This is a genomic window from Methylotenera sp. (assembly GCF_030653755.1).
Lineage (GTDB): Bacteria > Pseudomonadota > Gammaproteobacteria > Burkholderiales > Methylophilaceae > Methylotenera.
Window position 1 is genome coordinate 1 of record NZ_JAURYU010000048.1, and the last position, 13,827, is coordinate 13,827.

Consider the following 13,827-nt stretch of genomic DNA (forward strand, 5'->3'; position numbering starts at 1 on the left):
GCAGTAAAATCCAGGGCAAAACAGCGCACAAGCTGCCTGAATTTAGCCTCTGTGATTTTAGAACGGCTGTAGTATCTATTTTTATTAACCATTTCAGGAAGTTATCACACTTTAATTAGTGCTTTGCTTCCTAAGACCCATTATTTTATATGGACATTATTGTAATGATAATGATTATCATATAGAATTGCGTTCATTAAAATTTACACAAAAAAAGGAATTTAAAATGCCTAAAGTAAGCTTGGTTTTGAAGCCTAGTTTAATGGTGCTAGCGGTATCATCAGCGTTTACATTTCAAATGCATGCAATGGCTGATGAGATAACGCTACCGCGTATTGATGTGATTGGTGTCGGTGAGCAAGCCATTGCAAAGCAACCTGGCTCAGTAGCCATTATTGACGAAGAAAAACTAGAGCTTTTACAGCCATTGTCTACACAGGATGCACTTAAATCTGTACCTGGTATTGTAGTCCGTGAAGAAGAAGGTTACGGCTTTATCCCTAATATTGGTATGCGTGGTTTGAATCCTAACCGTAGCCAAAAGCTGTTAGTGTTAGAAGATGGTGTACCAGTGGCACCAGGTTTATTTTTAGCGAATGAATCTTATTACAGCCCACGTATTGAGCGCATGCAAAGCATTGAGGTATTAAAAGGTGCGGCAGGGTTACGCTATGGCCCAACCACGATTGGTGGCGTTATTAACTACAAAACAAAAGATCCAGAACAAGGGGTTAAGTTAACAACAAGAGTTGGTACTCATGGCTTTAGATTGCTAGGCGTAGACGCAGGCGGTGCAACACCATCAGGTGATGCTGTTGCTGGGATTAGCGTGATTACATCAAAAGGTGATGGCTTTAGAAATAATGGGTTTGATTTAACCGATATTGTGGCAAAAGGAGGTCTGCAAATTGGTGATAATCAATGGCTGAGTGCTAAATTTTCATACTATGACAATGAGATTAATACTTCATATGTAGGTTTAAGACCAAACGAATATAAAAATAACCCAACTAAAAATCCAGCACCAAACGACTACTTTATCACTGATAGAAAATCATTTGATATTAACCATGAATGGGAGATTGCAAGTGGCGTTAAGTTGAATACATTATTGTATTGGAGTCAGTTAAATCGTGATTACTGGCGTCGTGATATTGCCAGTAGAACAGCAAACGGCACTACTTTTGTCGCGTGTACTGGTGTAAGTAACTGTATGACTGGCCGTAATCGTGAGTTTGAAATGGCTGGCCTTGATTCTCGTTTGTTTATTAATCACAACAGTTTTGGTATTAAAAATGAAACTGAAATTGGTGTGCGCTTGCATTCTGATTCATTAAGCAATAAAACATTACGCTCTAGAACTGACCCAGATGCTAGATCAGGTACTTTAACTGGAGATGAAACGCAAAAAGCAGAAGGCGTTGCTTTATATGCGCAAAATAGGTTTGAGCTAAACGACAAGGTGGCAGTGACACCAGGGTTACGTGTAGAATCTTATGACCAGAAGCGTAAAAATGAATTAACAGGCGTAAAAGGTAAAGCGAATAACACAGAAGTGATGCCTGGTATTGGTGCTACATGGCAAGTGGTGCCAGAAGCACAATTGTTTGCTGGTGCATTTAAGGGTTTTTCACCAGCAATGGTGGCGACAGCCATCTCTGGTGATGGCGTTGATCAGCAGTTAGATGCAGAGCGCTCAATGAATTATGAGATTGGTATGCGTGGTGCAATCCAGCGATTGACTTATGAAGCAACAGTGTTTCATATGGACTTTGAAAATCAAATCGTAAATCAAAGTTTGTCTGCGGGTATTAATCAAGCTAATGGCGGGAAAACTCTAAACCAAGGCCTTGAACTTGCATTAGGTTACGACATCGGTGACGGTTGGAGTGTTGATGGTAATGCAACTTATGTGGCTGTTGCTGAGTTTAAAAATGACGCACTTGGACCAGAGGGTAACCGTTTGCCTTACGCTCCTAAGTTTACTAGTAATATGAACTTGAATTATAAACTAGGTAGTTTTAAAACAAGTTTGGGTGCATATCATGTTTCACGTCAGTATGTAGATGCTGCTAATACGAGAGAACAAAATGCGATTGGCACGCTTGGTGAAATCTCAAGCTATACAACATTTAATTTAAATGCATACTACGATGTTGATAAACACTGGTCAATTTTCGGTACAGTGCGTAATTTGTTTGATAAAAAATATATTGCCAGCCGCAATCCAGATGGTATTTTCACTGGGGTTGAGCGTAATGCAGAGATTGGTGCAAGTTACAAGTTTTAATCAATCAGAAAAGTATATATTTAGCTTAGTACTATAACGAGCTGGAAACTAAAAGAGCCGCAATTTTTGCGGCTCTTTTTACTTTAACGTACGATTTTCATTAAATTATAAGAGACCTTTGCACGAAGTGAGATATGGCTTATGGTTTCGTGTGAATGAAGAGGTTATCAGTTTTAACCTTAAGACTGCTTCGTGCAAAACGCTCTATACATGTTTTGATAGCGTTTATTGACCATGAATAATGGCTGATGCGCTTTTAGCTTGGCACGGAAATTTTTCTTGTTTTGGGGATGTTCGTGAGTTGCCAGTTTGAACCACACCAATGCCATATTTCTTTTAATGTGGCATTTTTTATTTCTGCGGGTGGATGTTGACCTAAAAAAGACAAAGCATCATAAAGTAGGTGGTTGGCAGTGTGTACTTCAATCGCTTTTGCTAGTGTTTGTTTGCTAAGTTTATCACCTGCAATGTTGCTTGCAACTGGAACGTGCGCATATTGAAGTGCGTTGTAATTAAGTTGTTGTTGTAAATATATTTGCCTCGATGTTGAATCAAGTAAATCTGCACCTCGTACAACGTGTGTTATCTTTTGTTCAGCATCATCTGCTACTACCGCAAGTTGGTAGGCATATAAACCATCTGCTCGCTTTAAGACAAAGTCCCCAACTTGGTCGGCAATGTTTTGTTCAAGGCTTCCTTGTATTGCGTCGTTGAATTTTATTAAAGTTGGACTGGTTTTAATACGCCATGCAATAGGCGCATTGGTTTTTGGTGGATGCGTGAGGCAGGTTTTAGGGTAAATAATGCTATCAATACCTATTTGATTGGATGAGTCAGCGATTTCTTTACGTGTACAGGTGCATGGGTAAATAAGCTGTTGCTGTTTGAGTTGTTGTAGTATCTCTGAGTAAAACTCATTACGTTTACTTTGATAGATAACTTCACTATCCCATTCAAACCCAAACGCTTCTAGTTGATGAAGAATTGCATCCGCAGCACCTTTCATCTCACGCGGCCTGTCCAAATCTTCCATGCGAACCAACCATAGACCCTGATTAGCTTTTGCCTCGCAGTAGCTCGCAACGGCAGCTACCAGCGAACCAAAGTGCAAGGGGCCAGTGGGTGAGGGGGCAAAGCGACCAACGTACATAGTAATGCGGTTAATTAACAGGTTGCAGGTACGGTGGGATATGCCAATTACCTAGCTGGTTACCTAATAACATAAGGTGGCAATGCAAGCGGTCATTGCCACTAGCACTTACATCAAACTCGTAAGTGCGTAACAGTTGTACATGACCACGTCGATTGCGCCCCAGCCATATTCTGCTGCAAGCAACTGATTCATCCAGTAGTTGTAAGTTCAATCTGGCTGCAAGTTCGCTCCCCAATAATATTGCGCGTTCACGTTTATTTAAACTATCGATCCAAAACCAACCGATGCCTAACAATATAACAATTAAAATGGTTTCCATTAATGCATGCTCATTCTATAAAGGTTCTGATTCTGATTCTTTTGGTTCATCTTGATGTAACGATAGGCTGTCAAAATTTGATGAATTGTTTGTAGTCCCTGCGTTCTTACCATGTAATTTGAATCGAAGTCTTAATTCATTGATGGAGTCTGCATTGCGCAGGGCATCATCTTGAGTAATGCGGCCTTCTTCGCATAAATTAAAGAGGGCTTGGTCAAATGTTTGCATCCCAAGTTCTGTCGATTTAGCCATGACTTCTTTAATCATGTTTGTCTCACCTTTTAGGATAAGGTCAGAGATTAACGGAGAGTTAAGTAAAATCTCTATGGCAGCACAACGGCCGCCACCTGTTCTTGAAACCAAACGTTGTGAAACAAATGCGCGCAGATTAAGTGATAAATCCATGTGTAATTGTGCGTGACGCTCTTCTGGGAAGAAGTTAATGATGCGGTCAATCGCTTGATTGGCGCTGTTTGCGTGTAGGGTTGCCATGCAAAGATGGCCTGTTTCTGCAAACGCTAAAGCAAACTCCATGGTTTCTCTATCGCGAATCTCACCAATTAAAATCACATCAGGCGCTTGGCGTAGTGTGTTTTTGAGGGCATTAAACCATCCGTTGGTATCTCTGCCAACTTCTCGGTGTGTGATTAAGCAGTTTTTACTTTGGTGCACATATTCGACTGGGTCTTCTACGGTAATAATATGCCCATAACTATTTTCATTTCGATAATCAATCAGCGCAGCCAGTGTAGTTGATTTGCCTGAGCCAGTACCCCCAACAAGAATCACCAAGCCACGTTTAGTTAACATGACCTCTTTTAAAGTACTGGGTAATCCTAAATCATCAAATTTGGGGATATCAGTTGTAATGGTGCGTAGCACCATGCCTACTTTTTCTTGTTGTACAAATACATTGACACGAAAGCGACCAATCTCTTTAGGCCAAATAGCAAAATTACATTCTTTTTCAGTAGCAAAGTCTGTCCGTTGCTTCTCATTCATCAATGCATCAGCAAATGCTTTGGTGTGCTCGCCTGTTAGCTTCTGTTGCGTCACTGGCGTCAGTTTCCCATCAATTTTCATCGCAGGTGGAAAGTCAGCGGAAATGAATAAATCGGAGGCTTTTTTATCAAGCATGCCACGTAGAAGATTGTGCATGTAATTAAGCGCTTGTTCGTTTGTCATTCAATAAACCTTATCTATTGGGGTTACAATATGGCACGAGATAATCCATAATTAAACAAGTATTCAAGACCAATTAATTTTAATTATTGAGCCAATTGTGTTTAGCTCAATTGTAAGCGAACATTCGTATCATCTTCCATTGTTTCACACGATTAATGATAAGAGCCACCACTGAATGAATGAAATACGTGAAAAAGAAGCAATCGATGCTTATCTGAAGTTGTTGCAGACTAAAGGTGCTAGCAATGAATTGCTGCATAAACGATCATTATTTTTAGATCAGTTGGCAGCAAGTCTTATCGGCCAGGCGCCAGATGGGGAGACTTATCGAGATGTTGTTGAAAAGGTGATGGCGTCTGTTCCCGTTGATTGCTGGCATGATAGCCTCACCACTGCTCGTGAATTTTATCCGTTTTGGGTGAAAGATTTTAAAGCGATAGCAACTATCAACATTAACCCTGGTTTTGAGGTTAAGCCAATTGATTGGAGGCCTGTTCAAGTTACACTTAAGAAGTTATCAGAAAGCTTAGAAACAGAAAAATTTGAAGCTTCAGAAAATTGGCCTTTAAAAGCCTACACCCAAGCCTTGCGCTTTGAAGGTGCAGAGCAGTCATTAGTAGATACCCGTGTTAAGTTGGCAAAAATTTTATTAATTCGTTTACGTACTGCGCCAGATAAAGACAGTAAATCGTATCGCGTAGCGGTTGATCTTACCTTACCATTATTTACAATTAATGATAGCCGTCGTTTATTTTTAGTGGTGGTACGTGAGTTCTATCACTTTTGGTCTGGTAACCCTAACGCTGCCAGTATGGTGCTTAAAGAAGGCAGTGGTAACACGTTAATATAATTCGTATATTCCCACCCCAATTATTCCCCTCCTTAATGTCATTTTGCCCAAAGTTGGTGCAATGCACTTATGCTGGCACATTTTGGGTGCAAAATCTTCTACACGTATAATCTGATGCCTATACAAAACAATAAGTTATGATTTGGCGCGATATTTGCTTAATCTGCGGGGCTTAAAATATTAATAGGTGATTGAAATGGAAGCATTAGTCTCAGCAAATGATGTTTTATTTGTATTGTTAGGTGCCATTATGGTGCTTGCGATGCATGCAGGTTTTGCCTTTTTAGAAGTAGGTACCGTCAGGCATAAAAATCAAGTCAATGCACTAGTAAAGATCATGGTAGATTTTTCAGTATCGACCATTGCATACTTTTTTATTGGCTATAGCATTGCTTATGGCGTAGATTTTTTTAGCGGCGCCGAAGTATTAGCTGCTAAAAATGGTTTTGATTTAGTTAAGTTTTTCTTCCTACTGACATTTGCAGCGGCGATTCCAGCCATTATTTCTGGCGGTATTGCAGAGCGCGCGAAGTTTAACCCTCAAATGTTTGCCACATTTGCCCTTGTTGGATTTGTTTACCCGTTTTTTGAAGGCATTGCTTGGAATAATCATTACGGATTGCAAGATTGGTTAAGCGCGACAACAGGCGCCTCATTTCATGACTTTGCTGGTTCTGTCGTTGTACATGCGATGGGCGGGTGGATTGCACTCACGGCAGTTATCTTGCTAGGGGCACGTAGCGGTCGTTATAGTAAAGATGGACGATTACAAGCTTATCCACCGTCAAATATTCCATTTTTAGCGCTCGGTGCGTGGATACTGACGGTTGGTTGGTTTGGCTTTAATGTAATGTCAGCGCAATCTATTCAAGGCATTACTGGCCTAGTGGCAGTGAACTCACTAATGGCCATGGTGGGCGGTACATTAGCTGCCTTGTTTATGGGTAAGAATGACCCTGGTTTTGTACATAATGGCCCATTAGCTGGGTTAGTGGCAGTATGTGCTGGTTCAGATTTAATGCACCCACTAGGCGCATTAGTGACTGGCGCAATTGCTGGCGTGTTATTTGTTTGGACATTTACATTAACGCAGCAACGCTGGAAAATTGACGATGTATTGGGTGTTTGGCCACTACATGGACTATGTGGCGCATGGGGTGGCATTGCCGCTGGCATTTTTGGCATGAAAGCATTAGGCGGTATTGGTGGTGTCAGTTTGATGTCTCAGATAATTGGCACAGCGATAGGTGTCAGTGTTGCGCTAATTGGTGGCTTTGTTATATATGGCTTATTGAGAAAGTTCGTCGGTATTCGCCTGACGGCGGAAGAAGAATATGATGGTGCAGATTTGACGATTCATAAGATTCCATCTACAACAAATGACTGATGTTAATTAAATAGTGATGGTGATAAATAGACAGACTCTGAATTAAGCAGTGGCTTGCTTAAGGGCTGTCTGATTCAGATAAAAGTGTTTATAATTTTACAAATGCAAAGTTGGTTAACAATAGGTATTAAGAGTAACTTTGGCGCTGGATATATTTCTCTATGTCATTTTTTCCATATAAAACAGAAAATTATCGTTCGCTTTATGTTGTAATTGAATATAGATTGAGTTTAATGAAACCTTTGCATCAATTGCCATGGATGGTGTTGGCCTTGCTAATCTATAGCAACCAAGTTTTTGCGATAGATTTACAACCAGGGGAGATTCGCGCTCCCAAGCCTGATAGTAACTTACTCATGCTCTCTTACCAGCAAAGTGAGCGAGGTGACCGTTATTTGGATGGCAATAAGCAAATGGGTGACCCTGAAATTCAAATATCACAATTGCAAGTACGTGTAGGGCGCTCGTTTGAGGTGGCCGAGCATCCTGCTTTTTTGTATGTGCAAACACCAATAGGATACATCCATCCAGAAGGCTCACTATCAAAACAGGAAGGGGATAGTGGTGTTGGTGATACAACATTTCTTCTGGCTTTTTGGCCTTATGTTAATCACGAAGCAAAAACATATTTTGCGACAGGCGTCTACCTGACAATTCCTACTGGCAGTTATGATTGTGAACGTACTTTTAATACTGGCCAGAATAGATATAACGCAGCGTTACAGGCAGCTTATCAAGCGCCGCTAATCGGTGATTTTAATTGGACTGCAGCATTTGATACCGTTTGGTTCGGCGATAATGATGCGTTTGGATTGCAGCGCAAAACACTTTCACAAAAGCCTTTACATACAAGCCAAGTAGGTCTGCAGTACATACTTAATCCTCGATATTCAGTTGGTGCAACTTACTTTTATACGGCAGGTGGCGAAACTAGTATTGATGGAGTCAGGCGCGACGATATCACACAGTTGCAACGTTATCAGATGACTGCAGCGGCTAATTTCTCTTTTGGACGTATCACCTTGCAATATGGCGCTGACCTTAAGACTAAGAGCGGTTTTATTGAAGATAGTCGTTATATATTAAGGTATACCAAAGTTTTTTAGTGCCATTAATGTGCTGTGCCCGAGCTTTATTTTCCAAATCAATAAGACGAGCATGTTAAAATCTGTGAATGATTTTTAAATTGTTCACAGATTAATATGGCGCGCTTTCACATCGTTATCCCAGCTGCTGGTATTGGTAATAGAATGGAAACCGCTATTCCAAAACAGTATTTACCACTGTCTGGTAAGCCTATGATTTCTTATAGTATCCAGACATTCTTTGCCTCTCCGCGCATTGCCAGTATTAACCTGGCACTCAGCCCAGAAGATTACTTTTGGCGTAATTTAGATTTGGTAGCTAATAGCCGATTGCAGCTACATTACACAGGTGGTGAAACGCGCGCGCAGACGGTGTTGAACACGCTATATGCTTTAAAGTCGCAAGTTGATGCAGAAGATTGGATACTTGTGCATGATGCAGCTAGGCCAGGGTTAACATTGCCGTTGTTAGATACATTACTTGATAGCTTAGAAAGTGACGCGGTTGGTGGGCTGCTTGCGTTACCGCTAGCTGACACATTAAAGCAATCCAATGCTGATGTTCGTGTAAAAAGCACGATCCCTCGTGATGATTTGTGGCAAGCGCAAACGCCGCAAATGTTCCGCTATCGCTTATTAACCAATGCATTAGAAAATTTTGATGGGACTCCTACTGATGAAGCTCAGGCGGTAGAAGCACTGGGTTTGGAACCTAAGCTAGTGACTGGCTCACTAAGAAACATGAAAGTGACTTATCCCCAAGATATGGCATTGATGGAGCTATTCATACAAAAGGAAATAGTATGATGAGAATTGGTCATGGGTTTGATGTACATGCTTTGGTTGTGGGGCGAAAGTGCATCATTGGCGGTGTGGATATTCCCTTTGAAAAAGGCTTGGATGGGCACTCAGATGCAGATGTGTTGCTACATGCAATTTGTGATGCATTACTGGGCGCTTTAGCGCTTGGTGATATTGGTAAACACTTTCCGCCTACAGATATGCGTTATAAAGGCATTGATTCGCGTCAGTTACTTAAGCATGTGGTGAACTTGGTTAAAGATAGTGGTTATGTAGTGAGCAATATTGATGCTACTGTGATGTGTGAAGCACCTAAATTAGGGCCGCATACTGCATTGATGTGTACAAATATTGCCGCAGATTGTGATGTTGAAATCTCACAAATCAACGTTAAAGCCACCACGACAGAAAAGCTTGGCTTTACTGGGCGTGGTGAAGGGATTGCAGCTGAAGCAGTATGTTTGTTGCAATCTATTTAAACGCAGACTGAAAAGAATCCTATGCTGCGCTGGTTTGAAAATCTATTAAATCCTTTCCCTACTAACGAAATCGCACCGCCACCTAATGCGCTATGGCCATTTTTATGGGCCTGCACTAAAGGTTCGCGGTTATTTATTCTGGTGATGACATGCTTCACTGCCATGATTGGTGGCTTTGAGGCGCTGCTGTTTGCGGTGATGGGTAAGGTGGTAGATTGGTTAAGTAAAACATCACCAGAGCTACTATGGCAAACTGAGAAACATCGCCTAATGTTTTTAGCTGGTTTGTTAATGTTCAGTGCCATATTAATTGCCGTGCAAACGTTGATTAAGCATCAAACATTGGCGGGGAATTTTCCTATGCGTTTACGTTGGAACTTTCATCGTTTAATGCTGGGCCAAAGCATGAGTTTTTATCAAGACGAATTTGCTGGACGAGTGTCTGCAAAAGTCATGCAAACAGCCTTGGCGGTACGTGATGTGTGGTTTATTGTTGCGGATATTTTAGTGTTTGTTGTGATTTATTTTGTCACGATGGTGGCGGTCGTCGGGCACTTTAATGCCGTTGTCGTCTTGCCATTTTTGGTATGGGTGGTTTGCTATGTGATTTCACTTAGCTATTTTGTACCACGCTTAGCTAAGGTTTCTCAACATCAGGCGGATGCGCGCTCGTTAATGACTGGGCGCATTACTGACGCATACACCAATATCAGCACTGTTAAATTGTTTTCACATGCAGGGCGTGAAGCCCATTATGCCAAATCTGCCATGAGTGAGTTTTTAGGCACTGTACACAAACAAATGCGTTATGTGTCGGGCGTAGAGTTTACCAATCATATTTTGAATATGTTGTTGGTGATTGCAACCTCTGGTGTTGCATTATGGTTGTGGACGCAAGGAGAGGTGAGTGTAGGTGGTGTTGCTGCGGCAACTGCCATGGCATTGCGCTTAAATGGTATTTCACATTGGGTCATGTGGGAGCTTACTTCTCTTTACGAGCATATTGGTACTGCGCAAGATGGCGTGAATACGCTCTCATTAACTCAACAGATTATCGATAAGCCTGATGCAGAAATATTAAAAATCAGTACGGGTGAAATTATATTTGATCAGGTAGATTTTGCGTATGGTATGCAGAAGTCTGTTTTAAGAACGCTGAATCTAGCTATCAAGCCTGGCGAGAAAGTGGGTTTGGTCGGGCGTTCTGGTGCGGGAAAATCGACCATTGTTAATTTGTTATTACGTTTTTATGATGTAGAGCATGGTCGCGTATTGATTGATGGGCAAAATGTTCGCGATGTGACGCAAAATAGCTTGCGTAGTCAAATTGCGATGGTGACACAAGACACCTCGTTACTGCACCGTAGTGTACGCGATAACATCTTGTATGGGCGCCCAGATGCGACAGAAGAAGAGATGATCAATGCAGCTAAACGCGCAGAAGCCCATGCATTTATTTTAGGTTTGTGTGACGCTAAAGGGCGCACTGGATACGACGCACATGTTGGCGAGCGAGGCGTGAAGCTTTCAGGCGGCCAGCGCCAGCGTATTGCAATTGCCCGCGTGATACTAAAAGACGCCCCAATTTTACTGCTAGATGAAGCAACCAGCGCACTGGATTCAGAAGTCGAGCAGGCTATTCAAGCCAGCTTGTATGATTTGATGCAAGGGAAAACTGTCGTCGCAATCGCGCATCGCCTATCTACTATCGCAGCAATGGATAGATTGATAGTGCTTGATGAAGGCAGAATTGTAGAAGAGGGCGATCATCAGGCGCTGATTAAGCAAGGGGGCCTGTATGCGACTTTATGGGCACATCAAAGCGGTGGTTTCTTGGGAGAGTAACTTGGGAGTAGCTGGCTGAGTAATACTTTTCGGTGAGTGATATTATTGACCGAGCATTTGCAATCAATATTGTTACGACATGCAAATGCTCATTTCAATAGGCGCTGTATAACTAAGGCGCCTAACTTGATAAAGAGATAGTCTTATTAAGCCTGTTCTCTTACTACTAAACCCTGAAGTCTGCCTAGGGTTTTTGAAAAAGCTAACACCTCTTCATTAGGAATCTGCCTAATGGTTTTTTGCGTAGCGGTATCAATCACTTTTACAATCATACGGCCTGCTTCATCATCCATCGAGAATTGAACCGTTTGTAATGCAGGTGCCACTAGCTCATTCAGTTTGTTCACTGCCGCAGTTAACATCGCTTTATTCGCTTCGGTAGAAGTTCTATTTTCTGTCGTTTCAACTGACTTTAGTGCAGGGCGATTAGCGCTACCACTTTGGGCAACGGCTCTAGCCTCTGAAGTTTGTTGAGGTGCGATTGGCATTTTAATGCCGCCGTAACCATCTAATGAAGAATTGAACATGGGTTAGCCCTTAATATTGCGTCTTAAATTTTTATTGGTTAATAAATTAAGTTAAATCTTGCCGTATCTCATAGGTCTTTATCGGCAGCGAATTTGGATAATTTAGGGTAAATGCAAAAAATAATTAATATAATTTCAATATTTTTTAATTTACTTAAAAATCAATTGGTTATGCGTGTAATATTTTTCATTTTATTTCGTATTTATATAATTTATTTGATGAAAAGTGGTTGAAACGCTATAATTTGACATAGAAATTACAATAATTACTTCGGAATCTACCCTTGTAAACTTCAGATATCCTCTCTTGGTTTTTTAAAATCTTAGTTTTTAAAAACTTCAATACGTATAGTTGTACTTAGCTAAAAGTTAAGCACAACTTCGAACAAACTCGCTTTATCACGGAATAAAATATGAATTCATTACGTCAGGACTGGTTTTCCAATGTCCGAAACGATCTGCTTGCAGGTCTTGTTGTTGCGCTTGCGCTTATTCCAGAAGCAATTGCATTTTCAATCATTGCGGGAGTTGACCCAAAGGTAGGGCTTTATGCCTCCTTCTCTATTGCTACGGTAATTGCTTTTGTCGGCGGTAGGCCAGGGATGATTTCGGCAGCCACAGGTGCAATGGCACTTGTGATGGTGCTACTAGTGAAAGAGCATGGCTTGCAATATTTGCTGGCCGCTACAGTACTGACTGGAATGCTACAAATTTTAGCTGGCTGGTTCAAGCTCGGTTCATTAATGCGCTTTGTTGGGCGTGCTGTGATTGTTGGGTTTGTGAACGCACTGGCAATATTAATTTTTATGGCACAGTTGCCAGAGCTTAGTAATGTAAGTTGGGTGGTTTATGCCATGGTGGCTGGCGGGTTAGGCATTATTTATTTGTTTCCATATATCACTAAGGCAATTCCATCACCTTTGGTGACGATTGTTGTGTTGACCGCAATCTCATTAATGATGGGTTTAGATATTCGTACCGTGGGCGACATGGGGCAATTGCCAGATAGCTTACCGATCTTTTTAATTCCTGATATTCCATTAAATTGGGAAACATTGCGGATTATCTTTCCTTATTCTGCAACATTGGCAGTGGTTGGCTTGCTTGAGTCTTTAATGACGGCTTCTATCGTGGATGATTTAACCGATACTTCAAGTAATAAAAACCGTGAGTGTGTGGGGCAAGGGGTTGCCAATATTGCCACTGGGTTTCTTGGTGGGATGGCAGGTTGCGCTATGATTGGTCAATCTGTGATTAATGTAAAATCTGGTGGTCGTGGTCGACTTTCTACGTTAGCAGCGGGTGTGTTTTTACTGTTGATGGTTGTGTTTGTTGGTGATTGGGTGGCACGTATTCCAATGGCTGCATTGGTGGCTGTGATGATTATGGTATCTATTGGCACTTTCAATTGGGCTTCAATAAGAGATCTGCGTGATAACCCTAGAAGCTTCAGTGTGGTCATGTTGGCAACGGTTGCGGTGGTTGTGGCAACGCACGATTTGGCGCAAGGTGTGTTAGTTGGTGTTTTACTCTCAGGTTTCTTTTTTGCTAACAATATTTCAAAAGTTTTACATATTGGATCAGTACTAGAAGACCAAGGTCGCTTCCGTAGCTATAAAATCACTGGGCAGGTGTTTTTTGCTTCAGCAGACCGATTTATTAATGCATTTGACTATAAAGAGGTAATTGAGAAAGTACGCATTGACGTGAGTCGTGCACATTTTTGGGATGTCACAGCCGTCAGTGCGCTAGATAAAGTGGTAATTAAGTTTAGGCGAGAAAATGTTCAGGTTGAAGTGATTGGCTTGAATGAAGCGAGTGCCACGATGGTTGATCGATTTGCTGTGCATGATAAACCTGAAGCTGTTGAACAGTTAATGGGACACTAAATATAGTATATTTAGTT

General features: G+C 41.4%; 12 protein-coding genes and 1 pseudogene. 8 read left to right on the top strand and 5 right to left on the bottom strand.

Annotation, left to right across the window (positions count from 1 at the left end; all coding sequences use genetic code 11):
* Positions 1 to 92, bottom strand: a pseudogene (locus tag Q7U33_RS10325) (IS1595 family transposase); the annotation flags it as partial.
* A gap of 134 nt (positions 93 to 226) precedes the next feature.
* Between Q7U33_RS10325 and Q7U33_RS10330 the strand changes: the two are divergent.
* Positions 227 to 2,290, top strand: a complete 2,064-nt coding sequence (locus tag Q7U33_RS10330; RefSeq protein ID WP_304860540.1) for a TonB-dependent siderophore receptor — start codon at positions 227 to 229, stop codon at positions 2,288 to 2,290.
* 256 nt (positions 2,291 to 2,546) lie between these two features.
* Here the strand turns inward: Q7U33_RS10330 and gluQRS are convergent, their stop codons facing one another.
* Genes gluQRS through Q7U33_RS10345 form a run of 3 tightly spaced genes read right to left on the bottom strand, consistent with a single transcriptional unit; the run spans position 2,547 to position 4,947 of the window.
* Positions 2,547 to 3,440 (bottom strand): tRNA glutamyl-Q(34) synthetase GluQRS, encoded by an 894-nt coding sequence (gluQRS, locus tag Q7U33_RS10335; protein ID WP_304860542.1) that lies wholly within the window; start codon positions 3,438 to 3,440, stop codon positions 2,547 to 2,549.
* A gap of 10 nt (positions 3,441 to 3,450) precedes the next feature.
* On the bottom strand, positions 3,451 to 3,762 hold the full coding sequence (locus Q7U33_RS10340) for a DUF3301 domain-containing protein (protein ID WP_304860544.1): 312 nt from the start codon (positions 3,760 to 3,762) through the stop codon (positions 3,451 to 3,453).
* A 15-nt stretch (positions 3,763 to 3,777) separates the two neighbouring features.
* Complete coding sequence (locus tag Q7U33_RS10345; protein ID WP_304860546.1) at positions 3,778 to 4,947, bottom strand: PilT/PilU family type 4a pilus ATPase; 1,170 nt, start codon at positions 4,945 to 4,947, stop codon at positions 3,778 to 3,780.
* A 175-nt stretch (positions 4,948 to 5,122) separates the two neighbouring features.
* On the opposite strand from Q7U33_RS10345, the gene Q7U33_RS10350 reads away from it, so the two are divergent.
* From Q7U33_RS10350 to Q7U33_RS10375, 6 genes are all read left to right on the top strand, one after another.
* A complete protein-coding gene (locus Q7U33_RS10350; RefSeq protein ID WP_304860548.1) occupies positions 5,123 to 5,797 on the top strand; it encodes a hypothetical protein in 675 nt (224 codons plus the stop codon).
* Positions 5,798 to 5,993: 196 nt separating this feature from the next.
* Positions 5,994 to 7,184 carry an ammonium transporter gene (locus tag Q7U33_RS10355; protein WP_304860550.1) on the top strand — a complete coding sequence of 397 codons (1,191 nt, stop codon included), beginning with the start codon at positions 5,994 to 5,996 and terminating at the stop codon, positions 7,182 to 7,184.
* Between the two features lie 233 nt (positions 7,185 to 7,417).
* Entirely contained in the window at positions 7,418 to 8,290 is an 873-nt protein-coding gene (locus tag Q7U33_RS10360; RefSeq protein WP_304860552.1) for a transporter, read from the top strand.
* 96 nt (positions 8,291 to 8,386) lie between these two features.
* On the top strand, positions 8,387 to 9,076 hold the full coding sequence (ispD, locus tag Q7U33_RS10365; protein ID WP_304860554.1) for a 2-C-methyl-D-erythritol 4-phosphate cytidylyltransferase: 690 nt from the start codon (positions 8,387 to 8,389) through the stop codon (positions 9,074 to 9,076).
* Positions 9,076 to 9,549, top strand: a complete 474-nt coding sequence (ispF, locus tag Q7U33_RS10370) for a 2-C-methyl-D-erythritol 2,4-cyclodiphosphate synthase (RefSeq protein WP_304860593.1) — start codon at positions 9,076 to 9,078, stop codon at positions 9,547 to 9,549. Before ispD ends, ispF begins: the two co-directional genes overlap by 1 nt.
* Before the next feature lie 21 nt (positions 9,550 to 9,570).
* Complete coding sequence (locus Q7U33_RS10375; RefSeq protein WP_304860556.1) at positions 9,571 to 11,394, top strand: ABC transporter ATP-binding protein; 1,824 nt, start codon at positions 9,571 to 9,573, stop codon at positions 11,392 to 11,394.
* Positions 11,395 to 11,540: 146 nt separating this feature from the next.
* On the opposite strand, the gene Q7U33_RS10380 is transcribed toward Q7U33_RS10375, so the two are convergent.
* The gene (locus Q7U33_RS10380; protein WP_304860558.1) at positions 11,541 to 11,921 is read right to left on the bottom strand and encodes a flagellar protein FlaG; all 381 of its coding nucleotides are present in this window, start codon (positions 11,919 to 11,921) and stop codon (positions 11,541 to 11,543) included.
* Between the two features lie 413 nt (positions 11,922 to 12,334).
* Between Q7U33_RS10380 and Q7U33_RS10385 the strand changes: the two genes are divergently transcribed.
* Positions 12,335 to 13,810 carry a SulP family inorganic anion transporter gene (locus tag Q7U33_RS10385; RefSeq protein ID WP_304860561.1) on the top strand — a complete coding sequence of 492 codons (1,476 nt, stop codon included), beginning with the start codon at positions 12,335 to 12,337 and terminating at the stop codon, positions 13,808 to 13,810.
* Positions 13,811 to 13,827 lie beyond the last annotated feature (17 nt).

What these genes read in the sequence shown, in the direction of transcription:
- Q7U33_RS10330 (WP_304860540.1), top strand. Translation starts at nt 227, where the DNA reads ATGCCTAAAGTAAGCTTGGTTTTGAAGCCTAGTTTAATGGTGCTAGCG.
- Q7U33_RS10360 (WP_304860552.1), top strand. Translation starts at nt 7,418, where the DNA reads ATGAAACCTTTGCATCAATTGCCATGGATGGTGTTGGCCTTGCTAATC.
- Q7U33_RS10350 (WP_304860548.1), top strand. Translation starts at nt 5,123, where the DNA reads ATGAATGAAATACGTGAAAAAGAAGCAATCGATGCTTATCTGAAGTTG.
- Q7U33_RS10345 (WP_304860546.1), bottom strand. Translation starts at nt 4,947, where the DNA reads ATGACAAACGAACAAGCGCTTAATTACATGCACAATCTTCTACGTGGC.
- Q7U33_RS10355 (WP_304860550.1), top strand. Translation starts at nt 5,994, where the DNA reads ATGGAAGCATTAGTCTCAGCAAATGATGTTTTATTTGTATTGTTAGGT.
- Q7U33_RS10340 (WP_304860544.1), bottom strand. Translation starts at nt 3,762, where the DNA reads ATGGAAACCATTTTAATTGTTATATTGTTAGGCATCGGTTGGTTTTGG.
- Q7U33_RS10380 (WP_304860558.1), bottom strand. Translation starts at nt 11,921, where the DNA reads ATGTTCAATTCTTCATTAGATGGTTACGGCGGCATTAAAATGCCAATC.
- ispD (WP_304860554.1), top strand. Translation starts at nt 8,387, where the DNA reads ATGGCGCGCTTTCACATCGTTATCCCAGCTGCTGGTATTGGTAATAGA.
- ispF (WP_304860593.1), top strand. Translation starts at nt 9,076, where the DNA reads ATGAGAATTGGTCATGGGTTTGATGTACATGCTTTGGTTGTGGGGCGA.
- Q7U33_RS10385 (WP_304860561.1), top strand. Translation starts at nt 12,335, where the DNA reads ATGAATTCATTACGTCAGGACTGGTTTTCCAATGTCCGAAACGATCTG.
- Q7U33_RS10375 (WP_304860556.1), top strand. Translation starts at nt 9,571, where the DNA reads ATGCTGCGCTGGTTTGAAAATCTATTAAATCCTTTCCCTACTAACGAA.
- gluQRS (WP_304860542.1), bottom strand. Translation starts at nt 3,440, where the DNA reads ATGTACGTTGGTCGCTTTGCCCCCTCACCCACTGGCCCCTTGCACTTT.